Origin of the sequence: Streptosporangium jomthongense (genome assembly GCF_042650425.1) — a bacterium.
GTDB lineage: Bacteria > Actinomycetota > Actinomycetes > Streptosporangiales > Streptosporangiaceae > Streptosporangium.
In genome coordinates this window covers 237,480-259,048 of sequence record NZ_JBHSBC010000049.1, presented here as the reverse complement: position 1 = coordinate 259,048, position 21,569 = coordinate 237,480, and the positions used below count along the sequence as shown (strand labels likewise).

Annotated in this window: 20 protein-coding genes; 11 read left to right on the top strand and 9 right to left on the bottom strand. The window is 70.8% G+C overall.

Annotated features, from left to right (window positions below; all coding sequences use genetic code 11):
- Nucleotides 1-31: 31 nt before the first annotated feature.
- The 3 genes from ACFOYY_RS38025 to ACFOYY_RS38015 all read right to left on the bottom strand — a co-directional run bounded on the left by ACFOYY_RS38025 (nt 32) and on the right by ACFOYY_RS38015 (nt 1,923).
- Entirely contained in the window at nt 32-199 is a 168-nt protein-coding gene (locus tag ACFOYY_RS38025; protein WP_012894793.1) for a DUF3117 domain-containing protein, read from the bottom strand.
- A 378-nt stretch (nt 200-577) separates the two neighbouring features.
- A complete protein-coding gene (locus ACFOYY_RS38020; protein ID WP_386196100.1) occupies nt 578-1,123 on the bottom strand; it encodes a DNA-3-methyladenine glycosylase I in 546 nt (181 codons plus the stop codon).
- Entirely contained in the window at nt 1,120-1,923 is an 804-nt protein-coding gene (locus ACFOYY_RS38015; protein ID WP_386196098.1) for a hypothetical protein, read from the bottom strand. Before ACFOYY_RS38015 ends, ACFOYY_RS38020 begins: the two co-directional genes overlap by 4 nt.
- Before the next feature lie 42 nt (nt 1,924-1,965).
- Between ACFOYY_RS38015 and ACFOYY_RS38010 the strand changes: the two genes are divergently transcribed.
- Entirely contained in the window at nt 1,966-2,265 is a 300-nt protein-coding gene (locus ACFOYY_RS38010; RefSeq protein WP_352016542.1) for a hypothetical protein, read from the top strand.
- Here ACFOYY_RS38010 and ACFOYY_RS38005 read toward each other — a convergent pair.
- The 3 genes from ACFOYY_RS38005 to dapE all read right to left on the bottom strand — a co-directional run bounded on the left by ACFOYY_RS38005 (nt 2,242) and on the right by dapE (nt 4,911).
- Nucleotides 2,242-2,829 (bottom strand): LOG family protein, encoded by a 588-nt coding sequence (locus tag ACFOYY_RS38005; RefSeq protein ID WP_386196096.1) that lies wholly within the window; start codon nt 2,827-2,829, stop codon nt 2,242-2,244. The genes ACFOYY_RS38010 and ACFOYY_RS38005 overlap by 24 nt on opposite strands.
- A 40-nt stretch (nt 2,830-2,869) precedes the next feature.
- The gene (locus tag ACFOYY_RS38000; RefSeq protein ID WP_352016540.1) at nt 2,870-3,664 is read right to left on the bottom strand and encodes an LOG family protein; all 795 of its coding nucleotides are present in this window, start codon (nt 3,662-3,664) and stop codon (nt 2,870-2,872) included.
- 182 nt (nt 3,665-3,846) lie between these two features.
- Complete coding sequence (dapE, locus tag ACFOYY_RS37995; protein WP_362776521.1) at nt 3,847-4,911, bottom strand: succinyl-diaminopimelate desuccinylase; 1,065 nt, start codon at nt 4,909-4,911, stop codon at nt 3,847-3,849.
- A gap of 176 nt (nt 4,912-5,087) precedes the next feature.
- On the opposite strand from dapE, the gene ACFOYY_RS37990 reads away from it, so the two are divergent.
- Complete coding sequence (locus tag ACFOYY_RS37990; RefSeq protein WP_352016538.1) at nt 5,088-5,939, top strand: hypothetical protein; 852 nt, start codon at nt 5,088-5,090, stop codon at nt 5,937-5,939.
- Here the strand turns inward: ACFOYY_RS37990 and ACFOYY_RS37985 are convergent.
- The 3 genes from ACFOYY_RS37985 to fdxA all read right to left on the bottom strand — a co-directional run bounded on the left by ACFOYY_RS37985 (nt 5,936) and on the right by fdxA (nt 8,145).
- A complete protein-coding gene (locus tag ACFOYY_RS37985) occupies nt 5,936-6,601 on the bottom strand; it encodes a DUF4178 domain-containing protein (protein WP_352016537.1) in 666 nt (221 codons plus the stop codon). The two genes, ACFOYY_RS37990 and ACFOYY_RS37985, sit on opposite strands and share 4 nt — an antisense overlap.
- Nucleotides 6,602-6,612: 11 nt before the next feature.
- Entirely contained in the window at nt 6,613-7,692 is a 1,080-nt protein-coding gene (dapC, locus tag ACFOYY_RS37980; protein WP_386196094.1) for a succinyldiaminopimelate transaminase, read from the bottom strand.
- A gap of 126 nt (nt 7,693-7,818) precedes the next feature.
- Nucleotides 7,819-8,145, bottom strand: coding sequence for a ferredoxin (gene fdxA, locus ACFOYY_RS37975; protein ID WP_352016535.1), 327 nt, complete (start codon nt 8,143-8,145; stop codon nt 7,819-7,821).
- A gap of 160 nt (nt 8,146-8,305) precedes the next feature.
- Between fdxA and ACFOYY_RS37970 the strand changes: the two genes are divergently transcribed.
- The 9 genes from ACFOYY_RS37970 to ACFOYY_RS37930 all read left to right on the top strand — a co-directional run bounded on the left by ACFOYY_RS37970 (nt 8,306) and on the right by ACFOYY_RS37930 (nt 21,569).
- A complete protein-coding gene (locus ACFOYY_RS37970; RefSeq protein ID WP_362776525.1) occupies nt 8,306-8,491 on the top strand; it encodes a putative acetyltransferase in 186 nt (61 codons plus the stop codon).
- Nucleotides 8,492-8,566: 75 nt separating this feature from the next.
- The gene (locus ACFOYY_RS37965; protein ID WP_352016533.1) at nt 8,567-9,631 is read left to right on the top strand and encodes an ABC transporter substrate-binding protein; all 1,065 of its coding nucleotides are present in this window, start codon (nt 8,567-8,569) and stop codon (nt 9,629-9,631) included.
- 129 nt (nt 9,632-9,760) lie between these two features.
- The gene (locus ACFOYY_RS37960; RefSeq protein ID WP_352016532.1) at nt 9,761-10,513 is read left to right on the top strand and encodes a class I SAM-dependent methyltransferase; all 753 of its coding nucleotides are present in this window, start codon (nt 9,761-9,763) and stop codon (nt 10,511-10,513) included.
- Nucleotides 10,514-10,690: 177 nt separating this feature from the next.
- A complete protein-coding gene (locus tag ACFOYY_RS37955; RefSeq protein ID WP_386196091.1) occupies nt 10,691-12,997 on the top strand; it encodes a hypothetical protein in 2,307 nt (768 codons plus the stop codon).
- Between the two features lie 3 nt (nt 12,998-13,000).
- Complete coding sequence (locus ACFOYY_RS37950; protein WP_352016530.1) at nt 13,001-15,058, top strand: UvrD-helicase domain-containing protein; 2,058 nt, start codon at nt 13,001-13,003, stop codon at nt 15,056-15,058.
- Nucleotides 15,059-15,107: 49 nt separating this feature from the next.
- Nucleotides 15,108-16,955, top strand: a complete 1,848-nt coding sequence (locus ACFOYY_RS37945; RefSeq protein ID WP_352016529.1) for a sigma factor-like helix-turn-helix DNA-binding protein — start codon at nt 15,108-15,110, stop codon at nt 16,953-16,955.
- Nucleotides 16,956-16,976: 21 nt separating this feature from the next.
- The gene (locus ACFOYY_RS37940) at nt 16,977-18,299 is read left to right on the top strand and encodes a CysS/YqeB C-terminal domain-containing protein (protein ID WP_386196088.1); all 1,323 of its coding nucleotides are present in this window, start codon (nt 16,977-16,979) and stop codon (nt 18,297-18,299) included.
- A 37-nt stretch (nt 18,300-18,336) separates the two neighbouring features.
- Nucleotides 18,337-18,813: a GNAT family N-acetyltransferase gene (locus ACFOYY_RS37935; RefSeq protein WP_352016527.1), complete on the top strand. Its 477-nt coding sequence runs from the start codon at nt 18,337-18,339 to the stop codon at nt 18,811-18,813.
- 221 nt (nt 18,814-19,034) lie between these two features.
- The gene (locus ACFOYY_RS37930; RefSeq protein WP_352016526.1) at nt 19,035-21,569 is read left to right on the top strand and encodes a penicillin acylase family protein; all 2,535 of its coding nucleotides are present in this window, start codon (nt 19,035-19,037) and stop codon (nt 21,567-21,569) included.

The window sequence follows — 21,569 nt, the reverse complement described above, 5'->3', positions numbered from 1 at the left end:
GCCCGGCGTCACCGCTGGTCTCAGGCCGGGATCAGACGACGACCTTCTTCAACTCTTCGCCAAGGGCGCTGGCCTCGTCCGCCGAGAGCTCGACGACGAGCCGGCCGCCACCCTCAAGGGGAACCCGCATGACGATGCCCCTGCCTTCCTTGACGACCTCCAGCGGACCATCACCGGTCCTCGGCTTCATAGCCGCCATGCGTGTATCCCTTCCTGCTTCGGGCTCCGGATCTCCGACTGACCCGAGGGTGGCCGACGCATTCACGTCTTCTGTGATGTCCTATTATCCCGTCTCCGCGCTCGGAATGGGAACGATCAGCCCCAGCATCGACTCATCGGGCAATCAAGACCGTCCTTCGCGCTCGGGGACGGCCCCGCGGACATCCGGGCCGTCGCGGTCCGCGGGACCTCTCACTTCCCTGACCAGGCCACAGAGGTGGCAGGTTACGAAGCGGTCCCGGAGCGGGCGGGACGGGCGCGCGTGGCGGCGCGGAGAATTTACCGGACCGAGACGATCAACTGAACGGCCCGGGGGTCGCCGGGAAGGCGTTCCGGCTCGGCGGGGTCAGGTCCGAGGTCAGTAGGTGCCCCGCACCCAGCAGTCCTCCAGATGGTCGTTGACCAGTCCGATGGCCTGCATCAGGGCGTAGGCGGTCGTCGGGCCGACGAAGCGGAAGCCGTTCGCCTTGAGCTCCTTGGCGAGGGCCTTCGACCCGGGCGTCTGGGGAGGCACGTCCGCCAGTGTCCTGGGGACGGGCGCGCCGGGATCGGCGTGCTTCCAGATCAGGTCGGACAGGTCGACGTCGAGCGCGGCCCGCGCGTTCGCGACGACCGCCTCGATCTTGGCCCGGTTGCGGACGATGCCGGTGTCGGCGAGCAGCCGCTCGACGTCGGCCGCGCCGAACGCCGCGACGGCGGGGATGGAGAAATCGGCGAAGGCCGACCGGAAGTTCTCCCGCTTGCGAAGGATCGTGATCCACGACAGGCCCGACTGGAAGGCCTCAAGGCACAGGCGCTCGAACACCAGGTCGTCACCGGTGACCGGACGGCCCCACTCTTCGTCGTGGTAGGCGATGTACTCGGGCGCGGAGCTCACCCAGCCGCAACGTGTCGGTTCCGTCACCGGCCCTCCTTCACGCCCTGCTTCTCCCGCTTCTTGTCCTTCTCATCTTGCTCGTCCGGGTCCTTGTCGGCGCTCTCGGCGGGCTCGACGGCGCCCGCGGCGGACTCCTCAGGGGACCGTACGGTTTCCAGGGGCTCCTCGGGTTTGGCGGCTTCCTCGGCCGCGGGCTTCCCGGTTTCCTGAGGCTCCGAGGCTTTCCGGGGCGCTGCGGCCTCCCCGGGTTCTTCGGCCTCCTGAACTTCCCGAACGGCCTGGGGCTCGTCCGGCTCCTGAACCTTCTCGGGCGCGTTCGCCTCACCGGTCTCCACCGGTTCGCCGGCTTCGGAAGCCTTCTGAGCTTCCTGAACCTTCCCGGGCTCCACGACCTCGTCCGTGTCCGTCTCTCCGGCCGCCGGCGGCTCCTCGGACTCGGGGTCCGCGCGCCGTACCGTGTCCGTGGGCCCGGGGAGGGCCTCGCGCATGACCGGCGGGGCCGTGAGGGCGGCGTCGTGGCGGGCCTGGAGCCTGCCCGCGAGCAGTTCGGCGATCTGCTGTTCGAGGACCGCGATCCTGGTGTCACGCTCGCTCAGCGCGTTCACCACGCGGTTGAGGGTCTCGTCGACGCTCTGCGTGTTGTAGCCGATCACGCTCACCGGCAGCTGCAGGGCCATGAAGTCGGCGGCCCCGAGTCTCTTCGGCTCGGGCAGCTCAAGCGGGGGGACATCGGGGACGAATCTGGCCAGTTCACCACCCCGCCCCATGGAGACCGCCACGACTGCGGCGATGACGGCTAAGGCGGCGAGGGCGAGTACGACCAGCACATACGAATCGTGCCACAACTCCCACTGATCTAGGATCGCCTCATGACCGCTCTCACGGTGCTCACCCCCGGCGACCAGGGCGATTCCTCCTGGGCCGAGGCGAGATCGATCGCCGAGATCGAGAAGTTCGTCCGGGCCGGGCACACCGTCGTCGTCACGCCCGCCGACCTCGCGGGGCACGACGGAGAGGCCGCCGAACTCGCGGCGGCCTCCGTCTGCGCGTGGGCCGGAGCCAGGGTGTTCCGCACCAACCGTCCCGAGCAGGTACGGCTCGCGGTCGAGATGACCGAGTCGCTGGCCGGGCGGCGCCCCCCCGCGCTAACCCGCCGTGGCCTCGCCTAGCTCCTCGATGCCCGGCTCCAGGTGCCTGGTCCGCTTCTCCAGGTGCTCGAAGGCCTCCTCGACCGTGGTGGTCCAGGAGATCGCGTCGAAGACGTTGGGCCGGGTGAAGCCCTCCGCGTGCATGCCCTCGACCAGGCTCCGCAGCGGCGCGTAGAGCGCCCACGGGTCGAGGAGCACCAGCGGCCTGTCGTGGAGACCCAGAGTCCTGGTCGTCCAGATCTCGAACAGCTCCTCCAGTGTCCCGATGCCGCCGGGCAGCACGAGGAAGGCGTCCGAGCGGGCGTCCATGACCCCCTTGCGCTCACGCATGTCGGTGGTGACGACCAGTTCGTCGGAGTCGTGGTCGGCGACCTCGACGTCCACCAGGGCCTGCGGGATCACCCCGACCGTACGGCCGCCGCCCGCCCTGACCGCTCTGGCGACCGCCCCCATGCACGAGACCGTCGCCCCGCCGCTGACCAGGGTGTGCCCGCGCCGGGCCAGTTCGGCCCCGACCTCCTCCGCCAGCGTCAGGTACTTCCTGTCGATCTTCCGGTGTGATGCCAGGAAAACGCATATGAACACATCGGAACCATAGTCGTGGCCCGGGATCGCGGGGAAACCCTTATTCGGCGTCGGCGACCGTGCTCCGCGCGGCCTGCTGTCCCTTCCCGAGACCGCTCGCCCGGTCCCTGTCTGCCTCGACGATGATCCGTACGGCCTCGTCCACGTCGTCGGTCACCTGGATGAGGTCGAGGTCGGCCGGGGAGATCTTGCCGGTGTCCACAAGGGTCGTCCTGATCCACTCGTACAGGCCGCCCCAGAACTCCGTGCCGAGCAGCACGACGGGGAAGGAGGTGACCTTGCGCGTCTGGACCAGCGTCAGCGCCTCGAACAGCTCGTCCAGCGTGCCGAAGCCGCCGGGCAGCGCGACGAAGCCGCGGGAGTACTTCACGAACATGGTCTTGCGTACGAAGAAGTAGCGGAACTCGATGCCGAGGTCCACATATTCGTTCATGTGCTGTTCGAAGGGCAGCTCGATGCCCAGGCCGACGGAGACGCCGCCCGCCTCCCTGGCACCGCGGTTTGCGGCCTCCATGCAGCCGGGACCACCACCGGTGATCACGGCGTAGCCCGCCTCGGAAAGCCTGCGGCCGAGCTCCACGCCCAGTTTGTAGTCCGACGACTCCTGCGGGGTGCGCGCGGACCCGAAGACGGTCACCGCCTCGGGCAGTTCGGCGAGCTGACCGAATCCCTCGACGAACTCCGCCTGGATGCGCATAACCCGCCACGGGTCCATGTGCAGCCAGTCGGCGGGGCCCCTGCGGTCGAGAAGGCGCTGGTCGTGGGTGGAGTCGGAGACCAGGTCACCGCGGACGACCGCGGCTCCCTGACGGCGTTCGGGGCGTGTCTTCTTCATGCCGAACACGCTAGCGCCGCTTCTGGAAAAATCTTGAAAATTCTGGGGGAAAACCGGGAACCGGATTTCTCCGGAGCCACGTCTAACTGCCGAGGGTGCTGCTCGGGACTGAAAGTGGCTTTCCCCGCCAAATGGCCGGCGAGGAAAGCCACTTTCATTTGTGCCCGTGTACCGTGCGGCGCTCAGCCGCGGAGCCAGCCGATCATCCTGCGTTCACAGTCGGCGATCTTCTCCAGCGAGACGTACTCCCCCCGCTGGTGCGCCAGATTGGGGTCGCCGGGACCGTAGTTGACCGCGGGAATCCCGAGCCCGGAGAACAGCGAGACGTCGGTCCAGCCGAGCTTGGCCCTGGGCGTGCCGCCGACCGCGGCGACGAAGGCCCCGGCGACCGGGTCGGTCAGCCCGGGACGCGCGGCCGGGGCGAGGTCGGTGAAACGGAGCTCGAACCCGTCGAAGACCTCGCGCACGTGCTCCTGCGCGGCGTCGAGGGAGAGATCGGGGGCGAAGCGGTAGTTGACGGTCACCACGCACTCGTCGGGGATCACGTTGCCCGCGACGCCGCCGCGGATCGCCACCGCGTTGAGCCCCTCGTGGTATTCGAGCCCGTCCACGACCGGCTGCCTGGCCTGGTAGGCGTTGAGGATCTCCAGCACCGGCATGGCCCGGTGCACGGCGTTGACGCCGAGCCACGACCTGGCGCTGTGCGCCCTCCTGCCCCGCACGGTGATCTCGGCCCTGAGCGTGCCCTGGCAGCCGCCCTCGATCTCGCCGTCGGTCGGCTCCATGAGGACGGCGAAGTCGCCGGTGAGCCAGTCGGGGTGGTCGAGGCTGAGCCTGCGCAGGCCGTTGCGCTCCGCCTCGATCTCCTCGCAGTCGTAGAAGACGTAGGTGACGTCCCTGGCGGGCTCGTCGAGCGCGGCGGCGAGTTTCAGCGCGACCGCGACGCCCGCCTTCATGTCCGAGGTGCCGCAGCCGTACAGCAGGCCGTCCTCGACGTGGCTGGGCAGGTTGTCCGCGACCGGGACGGTGTCGATGTGGCCCGCGATCACCACCCGCTCGCTCCGGCCAAGCCCGGTCCTGGCCACGATCGACTCGCCGTCACGGTCGACACGAAGGTGCGGCAGTGCCCGCAGTGCCTCCTCGACCGCGTCCGCCAGGACCTTCTCGTCTCCGCTGACCGACTCGATGTCCACGATTCGCGCGGTCAGCGCGCCGACGTCCTGTGTGAGGTCCAGCCGCGTACTCATGCGGCGACCCTATCCTCAGCCGGTCCTCGGCCGCCCCGGACCCGGCCGTCCGCCGTCACGAAGGGCGATCCCGTTCGCAAAACCTGTGAAACGATAACAGAGCGCGACGGCTCCTCCGGGGGTTCGCAGGAAGTGCCGTCGCCTTCCCGCTGTCTGCGATCGGTAGGTTCTTCAGCGTGCGTCGGCGCTTCTCCAAAGGGGTCATCGCGATCGTCGCGATCGTGACCGTGCTCGCCGCGGCCATCACCGTGGGGGTCTTCACCCTGATCAACCGGGTGACGCCGTTCCGGGAGACCGGTGAGGGGTGCAAGATCACAACGCCCGGCGGCACGCTCGAACTGGAGATCGACCAGGCCCAGGTCGCCTCGGTCATCGCGGCGGTCGCCGCCCGCAGGAAACTGCCCGAACGGGCGGTGGTGATCGCCTACGCCACCGGCATCCAGGAGTCCAAGCTGCTGAACCTGCCCTTCGGTGACCGTGACTCCGTCGGGGTCTTCCAGCAGCGGCCCTCACAGGGCTGGGGCACCCCCAAGCAGCTGATCGACCCGGTCTACGCGTCGGGGAAGTTCTTCTCCGCGCTGGTCAAGGTGAAGGGCTACCTCAAGCTGCCGCTCCACGAGGCGGCGCAGCGGGTGCAGCGCTCCGCCGACGGGTCGGCCTACGCCCAGCACGAGGACGAGGGCAAGATCCTGGCGGCGGCCTTCACCGGGCGGGTGCCCAAGGCCGTGCACTGCTGGTTCCCCGAGCCGACCTCGACCCCCCGCACGTCGGGCACGGCCACCACGACACCGCGTCCCCCTGCGGACAGGGCGATGCGCGGGCTCGTGCACGCGCTCGGCGCCAATGCCACGTTCGAGGCGGCGTCCTCACGTGACGGCTGGCTGATGGCGAGCTGGTCGGTCGCCCACGCGCAGAAGTTCGGGCTGCGGCGGGTCCGCTACAGCGGCCAGGCGTGGACGTCCGCCGACGGCGAGAACGGCTGGCGGCCCGACACGACCACCCCCAAGGGCAAGGTCGACATCTCCTAGGCCCGTTTCTGGATGGTGATGGAGCCCGGGGCCAGGGGCTGGGCGTAGGAGGAGGTCCAGGGCTCGTCCTGGGGACGGTCGAAGGAGAGCAGGCGGCCGTCGGAGGCCCGGTAGTCGGCGAAGTCGAGCAGGCCGCGTTCGGGCATGAAGGTGACGCCCTCCGAGCGGAAGGCCGCGGTGCCGCGGCCGACGGGGAAGAACTCGACGCCCTCGACGCTCAGCGTGGTCCTGGCCGGGACCATGCCCTGTGTCGGCACCGGCGTCCACAGCAGCACCTCCAGGTGCGGCGCGTCGGAGTCGGAACCGGTCCGCGTCTCGATCGACAGCCACTGGTAGCGGCGGCTGCCGTCGTCGAGGAGGTACTCGGTCCACTCGACGCCCTGCGACGACAGGTACAGGGCGCCCAGGACACGGGTCCGCACGCCCTGGCAGTCGATCGTGTCACCGACCTTGATCGTGCGAGGGTCGGGGTAGTCGATGCCGACATGGCCCGCGCTCGGCCTGGCAGGCTCCGCGGCCTGTGCCGCCTGGACGGGGGACTCGCCGGGGGCCCCGGACCCGCGTGGCCTCCTGTCCTGGCGCGTGGTCGCGAACAGCGCGCCCAGCAGCAGAACGAGCGTGACCGCGCTCAGTCCCAGTATCGCGGCGACCTCAGGGGTCATGGCGCGCGATCCTACTGGAGGCGGCTCACCGCCGCACTTATGCGCTCGTCACTCGCGGTCACGGCGATCCGGACGTGTTCCGCGCCGGCCCTGCCGTAGAAGTCTCCGGGCGCGACCAGGATGCCCTTGTCCGCCAGCGAGCGCACCTGCTTCCAGCAGTCGGTGCCGTTGGTCGCCCACAGGTACAGGCCCGCCTCGGAGTGCTCGATCCGCCAGCCGGCCGCCTCAAGGGCGGGGCGCAGGAGCGCTCGACGGGCCGCGTAGCGCGCGTGCTGCTCGTCGGCGTGCGCGTCGTCGTCGAACGCCACGGCCATCGCCGCCTGGACCGGCCCCGGCATGATCATCCCGGCGTGCTTGCGGACTTCGAGCAGCCGCCCGACCAGCGCCGGGTCTCCGGCCACGAAGCCCGCCCGGTAACCGGCCATGTTGGAGCGCTTCGACAGCGAGTGCACCGCGAGCAGGCCCTCGTGCGAGCCGCCGCAGACATCGGGGTGCAGGATCGAGATCGGCTGTTCCTCCCAGCCCAGCTCGATGTAGCACTCGTCGGAGGCCACGACGGCGCCGCGCTCACGGGCCCACGCGACCACCTTGCGCAGGTGCTCGGCGGGCAGGACCTTGCCGCTCGGGTTCGAGGGGGAGTTCACCCAGACGAGCGGCACCCGCTCGGGACCGAGGGAGAACAACCCGTCCGTCGCGTACGGCTCCGCCCCCGCCAGGCGCGCTCCGACGTCGTAGGTGGGGTAGGCCAGCGCGGGGAAGACCACCCGCTGCCCCGGCCCGACACCGAGCAGGGTCGGCAGCCAGGCGACGAACTCCTTCGAGCCGATCAGCGGCAGCACGTCGGCCTGGTCCAGGTTCACCCCGTGACGGCGGGAGAGCCAGCCCGCGGCCGCGGAGCGCAGCCGTTCGGTGCCGTAGGTCAGCGGGTAGCCGGGGCTGTCGGAGGCGTCGGCGAGCGCCTGCCGTACGAGAGGGGGCACCGGGTCGACGGGGGTGCCGACGGAGAGGTCGACGATCCCGTCGGGATGCTCCTGCGCCAGCGTCTTGAGCGGCGTGAGCCGATCCCACGGAAAATCTGGCAGGCCGATCACAGCTCTCCCCGCTGATGACTGTCCCCCCGCCTCACCGGCCGGGAGAAGGGACCTCTTCGCCCGGGACGTCCGGGTGACTGACTCTCGCGGGCGGACGGCGTCGCCCCCCGCCCGCGGGGATGTTTTCTAGTGCTCCTCGGCCTGCGGGGGCAGCGCCGAGACGACGGAGTGGTCCTTGGCGATCTTACCGATCTTGGAGGCGCCACCCGGGGAGCCCAGGTCGTCGAAGAACTCGACGTTGGCCTTGTAGAAGTCCTTCCACTGGTCGGGAAGGTCGTCCTCGTAGAAGATCGCCTCAACCGGGCAGACGGGTTCGCACGCGCCGCAGTCCACGCACTCGTCGGGGTGGATGTAAAGCATGCGCTCGCCCTCGTAGATGCAATCGACGGGGCATTCCTCGATGCACGCCTTGTCCAGGACGTCCACGCAAGGCTGCGCGATGACGTAGGTCACCTCGGGCTCCTTCTTTTATCCGCACCTAGGCACGACTTCGACCGCGGGTTGCTACGCCCTAGTATTGCCGTGCCCACCAGATGTCTGAAACGGGAGGGGGCAAAAGACGATGATCCTCGGTATCAGCGCTGCCCTCAAAATCACCCTAACCCCTTCCGACGTGGGCAAAAGGGTAACTACCCGGCGTCGTGTTCCCGAGGGCTTCCGTGACGCCGTCGGCGAACTTGAGTTCTGGCGTGACGATCTTCTCGGGGTGCGCAAACGCGACGGCACGCTCGTTGAGATCCGCCGTTCCGAACTCGTCGCGGCGAAGGTCGTCCAGGGCGGACGGCCCGGCCGGACGTAAGTCGTTCCCCAGTCGTTTCCCAAAAAAGGCCGCGCCTCCTCGACCCACCGCGCGATCACCGAGAGTATTCGATGAGTGACCGTACGCATCAGCGCCGCCGCCATGCTCCTCATCGCCACGACCGCCGGATGCGGCGGCACACAGGCACAGGACGACGGGAAGCTCCCGCCGATCAAGCCACAGGCCGCCTCCCTGAAGGACGGCTTCTCGACGATGGACCGCCTCGTCGAGGCCGCCAGGAAAGAGGGTTCGCTCACCGTCATCGGGCTGCCGCGTGACTGGGTGAACTACGGCGAGATCATCGACACCTTCTCCGACGAGTACGGAATCAAGGTCAACCAGGTGGAGCCCGCGGCCAGCAGCCGCCGGGAGATCGAGGCCGCCGCGCAGCTCAAGCCGGACGTGTTCGACCTGAGCCTGGAGGTCGCGGTCGCCAACGCCCCGATGTTCGCCCCCTACCGGGTGCAGCAGTGGCCGGACGTGCCCGACAACCTGAAGGACTACGGCGGGCGCTGGTACGCCGGATACGGCGGCTACATGTCCATCGGTTACGACCCGCGCAAGGTCGCGACGCCCGCCTCCTACCAGGACCTGCTCAAGCCCGGCTACAGCGTCTCGCTGCCCGGCGACCCCCGGCAGACGGCCGCCGCCTTCAACGGGGTGATGGCCGCCTCGCTCAGCGCGGGCAAGGCCGAGGCCGCCAGGGGAGTCGCCTTCTTCGGCCGCCTGAAGAAGGCGGGCAACCTCGCGGCGAACGAGCGGGCGGCCACCGTGGTGGTCGACTGGGACTACCACAACGCCGAGCGGGCGGCCCACGAGGCGAACGGCTGGAAGGTCGCCATCCCCGGCGACAGCGTGCTCAGCGCCTACTACGTCCAGGCCGTCAACAAGGACGCCCCGCACCCGGCGGCGGCCCGCCTCTGGCAGGAGTTCCTCTTCTCCGACCGGGGTCAGAACCTCTTCCTCAAGGGGTACGCCAGACCTGTCAGAATGGAGGCCCTGCAGATGCGTGGCACCCTGGACACCGAGGCCGCCGCCAGACTCCCGGTGACCGGCGCGAAGCCGGTGATCCTGACGATCCCCGAGACCGACACGGCCAAGACCTACCTCAAGAAGGAGTGGGGGGAGAGGGTCGGTTAAGCCGGAGGCTGATGCGACTGATATGTCGGGACATCTTTGAGGCTCTAAAGTGTCTGGGGAGGACCGATAAGAGGCCGTGGCGTCTCGGAATGTGAGCTGATCGTCTTGCGATACGACACCCCGAGTCAGATGAGGTGGAACGCTCGCGCCTACGACAGCAGCTTCGGATACGTCTCGGCCCACGGCGCGCCCCTGGTCGACCTGCTCGACCCCCAGCCGGGGGAGCGTGTCCTCGACCTCGGCTGCGGCACCGGGCTGCTGACCGCCGAGATCAGCTCACGGGGGGCACGGGTGCTCGGCATCGACGGCTCCTCCGCGATGATCGAGAAGGCGCTCTCCCTGCATCCCGGGCTTGAGTTCATCGTGGGGGACGGGCGCGACTTCACGGTCGCGGAGCCGTACAACGCGGTCTTCTCCAACGCGGCCCTGCACTGGATGGGGCGGGAGCCCGACACGGTGATCTCCAACGTGTGGCAGGCGCTGACGCCGGGCGGGCGGTTCGTCGCGGAGATGGGCGGCGCCGGCAACTGCGCCGCGCTGACGGCGGCGCTGTCCACCGCCTGGCGGGAACACGGGCTCCCCGAACCCGATCTTCCGTGGTACTTCCCCAGTCCGGCCGAATACGCCACACGGCTGGAGAAGGGCGGTTTCACCCTCCGCCTGCTTGAGTACTTCGACCGGCCGACCCCGCTCGACGAGTGCCCGGGGGGAGCCGCCGACTGGGTGCGAACGTTCGCCGGTTCCCTGATCCAGGGAAAGCCGGTGGAGCTGGTCGAATCCCTGCTGCTTCGGGTGAACGAACTGGCCGCTCCCGCCCTGCGGCGGGAGACCGGTTGGATGGCCGACTACGTGCGGCTCCGCTTCGCGGCCGTACGACGCTGACCAGACCCGATGCGCTGGGGCGATTTGCCAGACTATGGTCTGTTCCATGAGTCTCGTTCCCCGGCGACGAGGAGTGACTCGGGCGGCTTGAGGGGCTGGTGAAGGGAACGGATGAACTTCTGTCTGAGTGACCTCGTGCCGCCGCTCCGCTGGAGCGACGCGGCCACGATTCCACTCTTGCGCGACCAGTCTGAACTGCCCGGCGCGTGGTGGCGCAGCCTGCCCGTCTCCCGGGTGCTGGCCCTGCTCGGCCCCGAGCGGTTAGCCGGGATCCTCGCCGGGATCACCCTGGAGCACTGGCCCGCCGCCGCCGTCGGCGACGTGTTGCCCGCCCTGTACGTCCTGGACCCCGAGGACGCCGACGAACCCTGTACGGCCATCGCCCTCGACCGCGCGGGCTCGTGGGCGGGGCTGCTGGCCCTGACCGGTCACGAGCTGCGCGAACAGCCCTTCATTCAGCCGCTCCCCGTGCTGAACGCGCTGTTCGGCGCGGTCTTCGCCCGTCTGGCCGCCCCCGGCGTCACACCCGCCCGTACCGGGACCGACGTACCCGCCCGTACCGGTGGGACCGTCGAGGACGTCGCGGAGAACGCCGAGGCCGCCGGAAACGTCAAGGACGCCAAGGCCACCGAGGCCGCCCAGGACGCCGCGAGCGCCGAAGGTACCGGGAAGACCGAGGACGTCGCGAGCGCCGAGGGCATCGAGGATGCCGGGGGCATCGGGGGCTCCGAGGATTCCGGGGGCTCCGAGGACTCCGGGGAGGAGGCCGCGCCACAGGACGCCCCTGAGGCTCCTCAGGAAGCCCCCCAGGAGGCCCCGCAGGACGACGCCGAGGCCGTACCCGAAACCACGCCCGAAGCCACGCCTGAGGCCGTGTCCGAGGGCATGCCTGAGGCTTCCGAGGCCGAGAAGGAGGACGCGGAGAGGGCCACGGACAAGGCCGGGGAGGAGCCCGTGGAGGCTCCGGCTCCCCCGGACGTCCCGTTGGCCGTCTCCCCTGCCGCTCCCCCGGCCCCGCCCGAGCCCAAGCCGATCCCCCTTCCCGTACGGCCGAAGAGGACCCCCGGGTCCACGCTCCCCAAGCCGCCGCCCCAGGTGGGTTCCACTCCCGAGCGCGGGCTCTTCGAGCCGATGACCGCCGTGAGCCCGGAGACCGGACCCGAGCCGAAGCCCGAACCGGAACCTCAGCCCGAGCCTGAGGCCGCACCGGAACCGGAGGCCCTGCGGGAGCCGGAACCGGAGCCCGTTGAATCCGCCGAGCCTGTTGAGCCCGCCGAGCCCGTTGAGCCCGTCGCCGAGCGGGCCCCTCAGCCGGACGACCTGTACGCGCTGCTCGACGGCGCCTTCGCCGACCTCGACGACAGGAGCTGGGCCGTCGCGCAGAACAGGGTGTTCACCGACGCGCCCGCGGCCGTCGAGGCCCTGTCCAAGCTCTTCGCGGTGCCGCCCGAGGTCATCGACGAGGTCGAGGCCGCCCTGCGGCACCGGCTCGGCGAGTGGCTCGCCTCAGCGGAGGCGGAGCCGTACCGGGAGCATCTGGCGGAGGTCGGCAGGGCGCTCGGCAAGGCCGCGCCCAAGGCCCGTCTGGCCACGGTCGCGCCCTGGCACGCCCGTGAGCTGCGCTCGCTGGACGTGCCCGCCTGGCAGTTCGTGCTGGCCACCCTGCCCCACCACCGGCTGGCCGAGGACTGGCTCGTCGAGGGGGACATCACCGAGCTGCGTCACCTCACCCGCGACGTGATCAGCGGCGCCAAGCCCCCGCTGACCATGTCCAAGGCCCTCGACCTGGTCGCCTCCCTGGGCATCCACCACGAGGTGGCCAAGGATTGGCTCGCGGGCGTCCCGCAGCTGCGCATCCTCGGCGCCGGGCAGCGTCCTGCGCAGCAGGGGCCCCCACAGCAGGGATCCCCGCCTCCGCGGCAGGAGCAACCCGTCCAGGAGGACGAGGAGCGCAGGGAGGGCCCGTTCCGCCCGCTGAAGGACGTCTCGCTGACCCGGCGCTGCTTCAGGCAGCCCGACGGCCGCTGGTGGCTCAGGATCGACGTCACCGCCGAGCACCTCCAGGGCGTCGAGTGTCCTCTGCCCAGCGGGTTCGCCGCCTATCTCGGCCTGTCGCCGGGGAGCGCCCGCAGGGTGCAGAGCGCGGTCGGCGAGCTGGGCCTGAGCTGGCAGGAGCGTCCCGTCCTCGAATCGCTCAGGACACTCCTTGAGGACGCGGGGGCCAAGCCCGGCGGCCACCTGTTCGTGACGCTGTCCGACGAGGGGGTCCTGCGGGCCAGGCACCTGCCCGCGGCGGGCGGTGACACGGAGCCGGTCGCGCGGGCGCTGCGGCTGGTCGGCTACACGGCACCCGGCGGTACGGCGGAGCAGGCGGCCAGGGTCATCGCCACCCGGGTCGGCATGACCGGGCAGGTCGGCCTGCCGGACCTGCTCGCCCGGTTGAGAGAGCGTGGGGACCGCGACCTGTTGTCCCTGCTGGCCTAGCCCATGCCCCGACTCGCGATCTCCCCGGACTTCCCCGCCGAACTCGGCGCGCTGGCCCAGCCCGCGCGCCGGGACGCCGTCGTCGCGGTACGCCGCTTCATGCAGAACGTGGCGGGGGCTCCGCACCCGGAACGGGTCAGGGGGGCCAGGGACCCCAGGGTCGTCACCCTCAGGCTGGCCGAGGGCCATCGCGGCGTCATGGTCAGGCACCGGGACGTCCACTGGCTGCTGACCGTCCTGCCGGAGACGGAGGCCTGGGCCTACGCGAGACGCCACCGCTTCAGCGTCAACACCGCGCTCGGCGTGGTCGAGATGTGGGACGCCGAGGCGCTCGAACGGATCGAGCCCGCCGTGCTCAGGGCGGCCGGGGCGACCTCGGTCCGGCTGTTCGCCGACACCTGCGACACCGACATGGCCGAGCTCGGCGTCGAACGCGGGCTGCTCGGCCTCGTCAGGCAGATCACCGACGAGCTGACCCTGGAGGCGCTCGAACCCCTGCTGCCCGCCACGCAGTACGCCCCGCTGGCCGCGCTGGCCAGGGGTGAGTCGATGGCCGGGGCCTGGCGGGAGCTTGAGACCTGCCGGGCGACCGCGCCCCCCTCCGGGCCGATCGACCCCGACGACCTGACCGCCGCGCTGCTGCGCAGCCCCGACCGTGCGATCTTCGTGGGCAGCCCGCGTGAGCTGAACCACGTCCTCGACGCGCCCGCCTGGTGCGTGTTCCTCCAGCCGACGCTGCACCGCCTGGCCCGCTGGGAGACCCACGAGCAGCCGACCCTGGTCACCGGCGGGGCCGGGACGGGCAAGACCCTGCTGGCCCTGCACCGGTCGGCCTTCCTGGCCAGGCGTGGCGCGGGTCAGATCCTGCTGGTCACCTTCTCCCAGCGGCTGAGCGCCGACCTCGCCTCCCGTCTCGACCTGCTGATCGAGGACGAGGTGACCCGTAAGCGGATCGAGGTCGGCAACGTGGACCGGCTGGCCCACCGCATCGTCGCCGAGGCCGAGGGACGGGCGCCCGCGCTGGCCGGGGCCGCCGAGGTGAACGCGCTCTGGCTGGAGACCGACACCGGCCACAGCCCGGCCTTCCTGCTGCGCGAGTGGGAACAGGTCGTGCTGGCGCAGAACCTCAAGACTCTGCAGGAGTATCTCGACGCCCCCAGGTCGGGCCGTGGCGTCGGGCTCTCCGCCGAGGAGCGGACCGAGGTGTGGCGGGCCGTCGAGCACGTCACCCTGCGGCTCAGGGAGCGCGGCAAGCGCACCCTGCTCCAGCTCGCGGGCGACGCCTGTCAGCTGCTCGGCCGTACGACCGGGGACCTGCTGGCCGACAGCGCGCCGCGGCGGGAGCCGTACCGGCACATCGTGGTCGACGAGGCGCAGGACCTGCATCCGGCGCAGTGGCGGCTGCTGCGGGCGGCGGTGCCGTACGGGCGGGACGACCTGTTCATCGTGGGAGACCCGCACCAACGGATCTTCGACACCCGGGTGACACTCGGTTCGGTGGGAATCGACGCGATCAGACGGCGTCTGCAGGTGTCGTACCGGCTTCCACAGGAGATCCTCACCTGGGGCGTGCGGTTGCGCGGCGGCGGCCCCGCGGACGGCCTGGTCGACGGAGTGCAGGAGCTGTACGGCTTCCGCGCGACGCGGAACGGGGCACGTCCGATGGTCCGTGCCTACGATTCACCGGAGGAAGAGCTGACCGGTCTGGCCACACAGGTGGGACAGTGGGTCCAGGAGGGCGTGCCACCCCAGGAGATCGGGGTGGCCGCCAGGACGGCGGGCCTCGTGCGCGACGCCCGTGACGCCCTGCGCGAGGTGGGGGTGAGGGTGACGACGTTGCACGGCATGAAGGGCCTGGAGTTCCGCCGGGTCGCCGTGATCGGAGTCGCCGACGGTGTCGTGCCCGCTCCCGACTCCCTCACCCCGGCCGAGGAGGACCCGACCGCGCGGGCGCACGACCTCCAACGGGAGCGTGGCCTGCTCTATGTCGCGTGTACCCGAGCCAGGGAGCTTCTTTACGTGTCCCACTCCGGACGAGCAAGCCCCTTTCTCCCGACCTAACGACATACTCTGAACTGCGGATATATTCCCCTTTGCCGGTTGGACCTCAATGAACCTCAGCCTGAGCGACATCGCGCCCCCCCTGCGCTGGACCTCTCCCGGCCAGGTAGCGCCGATCGCAACCGACCCCCGTCTTCCCGAGGCGTGGTGGCAGGCGCTCCCGCTCGACCGGGCCTGCTCGACCATCGGGACGTCCGAGGTCGCCGGACGCCTGGCCGACCTCGCCCTGACGTGCTGGGGCCACCTGATGCTCGGCGACGTCCTGCCCCTGCTCAGGTTCTCCGACCCGGCTTCGAGCGTCAGCACGCCGGAGGGCCTGGGACGCGAGGTGGTGCACCGGATGTTCACCGGGGTCATCGAACGCCTCCTGGAGCCCGTCACCGAGGAGAGCGTCGGCCAGACCCGTCCCACCCGCCCTGACCGGCCGCTGCCCGAGCTGATCGACGAGGTCTTCGCGACCCTGGACGAGCGGCAGCGGGCCATCGCCAGGGACCGCCTCTACGCCTCGCAGCGGGCCACGCTGGACGACCTGGCCCAGCGTTTCTCCGTGACCAGGGAGCGCATCAGGCAGATCGAACGCGACCTGCGCGACCACGTCGAGGCCTGGCTGACGAGCGAGGACGCCGCCCCGCTGGTCGGGCACGTCTCCTGGCTGCGCGGCAGGCTCGGCTCCGCGGTCCCCGCCGACGACCTGGCCGCCGCCGTCCCGTGGCACCGCAGCGACCTGGCCACGCTGGGCATCCCGTCCTGGCGGTTCGTGCGGACCCTGCTCACCGGCTACGACCAGGTGGACGGCTGGCTCGTCGCGGGCGGCGCCGACGAGCTGCGGGAGAAGACCAGGCAGCTGTTCACCGACGGGCCGCGCCCCCTTGAGGAGGCCGTCTCGCTGGTCAGCCAGCTCGGCATCCGCGAGGACGTGGCCGAACGCTGGCTCATCGCCGTACCCCAGTTGCGGGTGCTCGACGGGCACGTGGTGCCCTGGCCGCGCAGCGTCAACGACAAGGCCGAGGCGGTGCTCGCGGTCGCGGGCACCGCGCTGACGCCGGAGGAGATCCAGGAGCGCATCGGCGAGGACTACAGCCTGGTCGGCATCCGCAACCAGCTGACCGCCGACGACCGCTTCCTGCGCCTCGACCGCAACAAGTACGGCCTGGCCAGGTGGGGCGGCGAGGAGTATCTCGGCATCCGGGAGATGATCGCCAGGGAGATCGAGCGGGCCAACGGAGAGGCCTCGGTCAACACCATCGTGACGAACCTGACCTCGCGCTACGACGTGAGTGAGAGCTCGGTGCGCGCCTACGCGGGCGGCCCCGGGTTCGAGCGCACCCAGCGCGGCTGGATCAGGGTCGCGGGCTCGGAGCAGTCGGACTACCAGCCCCGCAGGGACGTCTCCTCGACCAGGCGGTGCTTCCGCAGCCGTGACGGGCGCTGGTGGCACCGGGTCGACGTCAACGCCGAGCACCTGCGCGGTTCCGGCTCCCCGCTGCCCACCGGGTTCGCCGCCTACCTGGGCATGGCCCCCGGAGGCCAGCTGACCGCCTCGACCCCGTCCGGCGACGTGGTGATCAGCTGGCACAACCAGCCGACCATGGGCTCCATCCGTCCCATCCTGGTGGCCGCGAACGCGGCGGAGGGCGACCACGTCTTCCTCACGGTCTCCGACGGGGGTGAGCTGCTGACCCGCTACCTGCCCTCGGCGGCGGCGACCCTGCCCCCACTGAACCGGGCCCTGCACCTGATCGGCTACACCGCGCCCGTCGCCTCGGAGGCCGAGGGCATACGTCTCATCGGCGCCCGCATCGGCCTGCCGGACGGCTCTCCGAAGGAGGATGTCGGCGCCCGGCTGCGTGACCGGGGCGATCGCGACATTCTCGTCCTTCTTGAGGGGGCCGTCTGAGGCTTCCCGTAGGCTCGAAGAATGCTACGGCTGTATGACACGCGGCACCGCCGCGTCGAACCGGTCCTCCCGCAGGGCGCCCGTTCGATGCGCGTCTACGGCTGTGGCCCGGCCGCCGGGCGTGTGACGAGCCTGGGCGACCTGCGCGCCGGTCTGCTGGCCGACCTGGTCAGGCGGGTGGTGGAACGGCGGGGCGTCCGGGTCGTCCGCTGCCTGGGCCTCACCGACCTGGGCCGCCCTCCCGCGGGCCACGGGGCCGAGGGGCGTGGCCGGCGTGACGCGTTCGAGGCCGAGGCTCTCGCGCTGAACATCCATCCGCCCCAGCACTCCCCCGAGGTCTCCGAGACCGTCGGCCCGGTGATCGAGATGATCGCCAGGCTGGTCGAGCGGGGGCACGCCTATCCGGCCTCCGACGGGTCCGTCCTCTTCGACGCCACCTCCTTCCCCTCCTACGGCGAGCTGTCCGGCAACCGCCTCGAGCGGCTGCGGCCCCGCGCCGGGGAGGCCGGCCCGCGCAAGCGGCATCCCGCCGACTGGGTGCTGTGGCGTCCCACCGAGGAGGAACCCGCCTGGCGGGCGCCGTGGGGGCGGGGGGTGCCCGGCCGTCACATCGGGTGCTCGGCCATGGCCCTGCGTTCTCTCGGCGAACGGATCGATCTGCACGTGGGCGGGATCGACCTGTGCTTCCCGCACCACGAGAACGAACGCGCCCAGTCGGACGCGGTCACCGGGCACGAGGTGGTCGCCCACTGGGCCCACTCCGGTCACCTGCTGTTCGACGGGCACGAACTGGACGGACGCGCGGGCGGGGCGCCGGCGCTCGGGGAGGTCACCCGGGCCGGTCTCGACCCGCTGGCCGTACGGCTGGCGCTGCTCGAACACCGCCACCGCGGGCGGCTGGACCTCACCTGGCAGGCCCTGCGCGTCGCCGACGCCACGCTGCGGCGCTGGCGTTCGCGGGTGGCCGGGTGGGCGGAGGCGCCGAGCCGCCCGATGCCCTCGGGGCCGGTCTCCGCGATCGAGGACGCCTTCGACGACGACCTCGACACACCGCTGGCGCTGCGCCTGCTGCGCGGGCTCGAACGCGACGAGGCGGTCGCGCCCGGCGCCAGGCTTGAGGCGTTCCTGCATCTGGACCGTGTCCTGGGCCTCGACCTGTCCTGCGGGATCGGCCGCTCCGAGAACCTGCCGCCGGGCGCGGCCGAGCTGCTCCAGCGGCGCCCGAGGGCGCGGGAGGCCGGAGACTGGGCCGCCGCCGACCGTCTCCGCGCGGAGCTGGCCGGTCTCGGGGTGCTCGTCCGTGACACACCCGAGGGGCAGGACTGGTCGGTGCGGCCCTCCTGAAAGCCGTTTGTCGGTGGCGACCGGTAGCGTCCCGATCATGAGTGACAATGGCGTTGTCGTACGGCCGGCCACGGCCGCCGACCTCGACGGGGTCGTGGCGTGCAGTTCGGCCCTCTTCGCCGAGGACGCCGGCAGGCGTGACCCCTCTCTCGACGTGAACTGGCCGAAGGAGCACGGCCCGGTCCACTTCGCCGCCGCGCTGGGCGACCCGGCGCGCCTGGTGATGGTCGCCGACGACGGGGGCAGGGTCGTCGGCCACATGACCGGCTCGCTGTCGGGGCCGACCCCGATGCGGCCGGTCGCGGTCGCGACGCTGGGCAGCATCTACGTGCAGCCCGCCTACCGGGGGCAGAAGATCGGCAGCAGGCTGGTCGCCGAGTTCAGGACGTGGGCCGGGGGCAACGGGGCGCAGTACGCCGGGGTGACGGCCTACGCGGGCAACGAGGGGGCGGTCCGCTTCTACCAGCGCAACGGATTCGCCACGCGCTCCGTCGTCCTGGAGACACCGCTGTGACCCATCGTCGTCGCCGATAACCGGCTGTCACCGTCCTCCTTGAGCCGTTCCACCGTCTTTTCCCGTCTCACCGCGGGTTTTCCCCTGTTGTACACGGGGCCGCCACGCGGTTCCCCGGGGGTCGCGGAGGTGGAAGCGGCGTTCTGACGTGCGAAGAGCTGCCAAACTTGTTCGAGCACGCCGCCTAGGAGGTGTTTGTGAAGTTCCGGCCATATGCCCGGATGCCCCGACCGCTCATGTGGCTCGCGCGGGTGGTGACCACCCTCGTGGTGCTCTGCCTGGCTCTGGCCGGAGCGGGGGTGCTGGCCGTACGAGCGTCGTTCCCGCAGGTGTCGGGCGACCTCAAGGTGAAGGGCCTGACCGGAAAAGTCACCGTATATCGCGATAAAACAGGGGTGCCGCATATCTATGCGGACTCCTCGGAGGACCTGTTCCTCGCCCAGGGCTACGTGCACGCCCAGGACCGGTTCTTCGAGATGGACTTCCGCAGGCACGTGACGGCCGGACGCCTGTCCGAGATGTTCGGTCCCTCGACGCTCCCCGAGGACAAGGCCATCAGGACCATGGGCTGGCGGCGGATCGCCGAGCGGGAGCTGCCGATGCTCTCCGAGCAGACCCGCCGCTATCTCGACGCCTACGCCAGGGGCGTCAACTCCTGGATGGAGCAGCACGAGGGCGCCCTCGGCAAGAGCCTGGAGTACGGCCTGCTCAGGCTCACCAACTCCGGCTACCAGCCGGAGCCGTGGACCCCCGTCGACTCGGTCGCCTGGCTCAAGGCCATGGCCTGGGACCTGCGCTCCAACCTCTCCGACGAGATCGGCAGAGCGGTGGCGGCGAGCAAGCTGCCCCGTGAACGGGTCGAGCAGCTCTGGCCCGGCTACCCCTTCGGCACGCACCGGCCGATCGTCACCAAGGGCTCGGTCACCGACCACGGCTTCGACCAGGCCCAGGAGCCGCGTGGCGCCTCGCCCGGCCCCGAGGAGAGCGCCGACCCCACGGCGCTGACCGGGGCCGCCGCGACCGTCGCCGCGGTACCGAGCCTGATGGGCGACCCCAAGGGGGGCAACGGCATCGGCTCGAACTCCTGGGTCGTCGGCGGCGCGCACACCGCCTCGGGCAAGCCGCTGCTGGCCAACGACCCGCACCTGGCGCCGGGGATGCCCTCGATCTGGTACCAGGCCGGGCTGCACTGCCGTACCAAGAGTGAGCGGTGTTCCTTCGACGTCACCGGGTTCACCTTCTCCGGGCTGCCCGGCGTGATCATCGGGCACAACGACCGGGTCGCCTGGGGGTTCACCAACCTCGGCCCCGACGTCGCCGACCTGTATCTCGAACGGGTGAGGGACGACTCCTACCTGTTCATGGGCGAGTGGCGGCCGCTCACCACGAGGGCCGAGAAGATCGAGGTCGCGGGTGGCGATCCGGTCACGCTCACGGTGCGCGAGACCCTGCACGGGCCGATCATCTCCGACGTCATGGGCGACGCGAAGGACGCCCTGCCCGGTGCGGCCGCGGTCTTCAGGGAACCGGCGGACGCGGTCGCCCTCAAGTGGACCGCGCTGGAACCCGGCAGGACCGCGGACGCGATCTTCGACCTCAACACGGCACGTGACTGGCCGAGTTTCAGGGCGGCGGCGAGCAAGTTCGAGGTTCCCTCGCAGAACATGGTCTACGCCGACGTGGACGGCAACATCGGCTACCAGGCACCCGGCCGCATCCCCGTCAGGACCAGGGGCGACGGCACCTGGCCCGTCCCCGGCTGGACCGGCGAGTACTCCTGGCAGTCGACCATCCCCTTCCAGGACCTGCCCAGCGCCTACAACCCGCCGGAGGGCTACGTCGTGACCGCGAACAACGCGGTCGTCGATCCCGGGCGCTACCCGCACATGCTGACCAAGGACTGGGCGTACGGCTACCGCTCCCAGCGCATCCTCGACCGCCTTGGGGCCGAGATCGCCAAGGGCAAGGTGGACGTCGAGACCATGGGCGCGGTCCAGCAGGACACCGGCAACGGCCTCGCGCCCTTCCTGGTGCCCCGCCTGACGGCCCTGAAGGTGGCCGGGGACCCGGCACGCGCCCTCGACCTGCTGCGTTCCTGGGACGGCTCGCAGGGTGTCGACTCGGCCCCCGCGGCGTACTTCAACGCCGTCTGGCGGCACCTGCTCATCGAGACCTTCAACGACGACCTGCCGGAGGTGGCCTGGCCGACCGGCGGCGACCGGTGGTTCGAGGTGGTCCGCGTCATGCTCGACCGGCCGGAGGACCCGTTCTGGGACGACACGCGGACGCCGCAGCGGGAGACCCGCGACGACATGCTGCGCCGGGCCATGGCGCTCGGCTACGACGAGCTGCGGCGGCTCCTGGGCGAGGACGTCAAGGCGTGGCGCTGGGGTGAGGTGCACACGCTCACCCTGACCAGCCAGACCTTCGGCTCCTCGGGGATCTCTCTGGTCGAACGGCTGTTCAACCGTGGCCCGTTCCCGGTGCCGGGCAACGACGACGCGGTCGACGCCGCGGGCTGGGACGTCCAGGAGGGGTACGAGGTCAGCTGGCTGCCGTCGATGCGGATGGTCGTCGACCTCGCCGACCTGGACAGGTCACGATGGATCAACCTGACGGGCGCCTCGGGACACGCCTTCCACGCCAACTACTGGGACCAGGCGCCCCTGTGGGCCGACGGCGGGACGACGCCGATGCTCTCCCGCGAGGAGTCCGTCAGGAAGGCCGCCGTCGACACCCTGACCCTCACGCCGTGA

Coding starts and splice junctions, on each gene's coding strand:
- ACFOYY_RS38025 (WP_012894793.1), bottom strand. CDS start 199: ATGGCGGCTATGAAGCCGAGGACCGGTGATGGTCCGCTGGAGGTCGTC.
- ACFOYY_RS38010 (WP_352016542.1), top strand. CDS start 1,966: ATGACCGCTCTCACGGTGCTCACCCCCGGCGACCAGGGCGATTCCTCC.
- ACFOYY_RS38000 (WP_352016540.1), bottom strand. CDS start 3,664: ATGAAGAAGACACGCCCCGAACGCCGTCAGGGAGCCGCGGTCGTCCGC.
- dapE (WP_362776521.1), bottom strand. CDS start 4,911: ATGAGTACGCGGCTGGACCTCACACAGGACGTCGGCGCGCTGACCGCG.
- ACFOYY_RS37985 (WP_352016537.1), bottom strand. CDS start 6,601: ATGACCCCTGAGGTCGCCGCGATACTGGGACTGAGCGCGGTCACGCTC.
- ACFOYY_RS37960 (WP_352016532.1), top strand. CDS start 9,761: ATGAGGTGGAACGCTCGCGCCTACGACAGCAGCTTCGGATACGTCTCG.
- ACFOYY_RS37950 (WP_352016530.1), top strand. CDS start 13,001: ATGCCCCGACTCGCGATCTCCCCGGACTTCCCCGCCGAACTCGGCGCG.
- ACFOYY_RS37945 (WP_352016529.1), top strand. CDS start 15,108: ATGAACCTCAGCCTGAGCGACATCGCGCCCCCCCTGCGCTGGACCTCT.
- ACFOYY_RS37940 (WP_386196088.1), top strand. CDS start 16,977: ATGCTACGGCTGTATGACACGCGGCACCGCCGCGTCGAACCGGTCCTC.
- ACFOYY_RS37935 (WP_352016527.1), top strand. CDS start 18,337: ATGAGTGACAATGGCGTTGTCGTACGGCCGGCCACGGCCGCCGACCTC.
- ACFOYY_RS37930 (WP_352016526.1), top strand. CDS start 19,035: ATGCCCCGACCGCTCATGTGGCTCGCGCGGGTGGTGACCACCCTCGTG.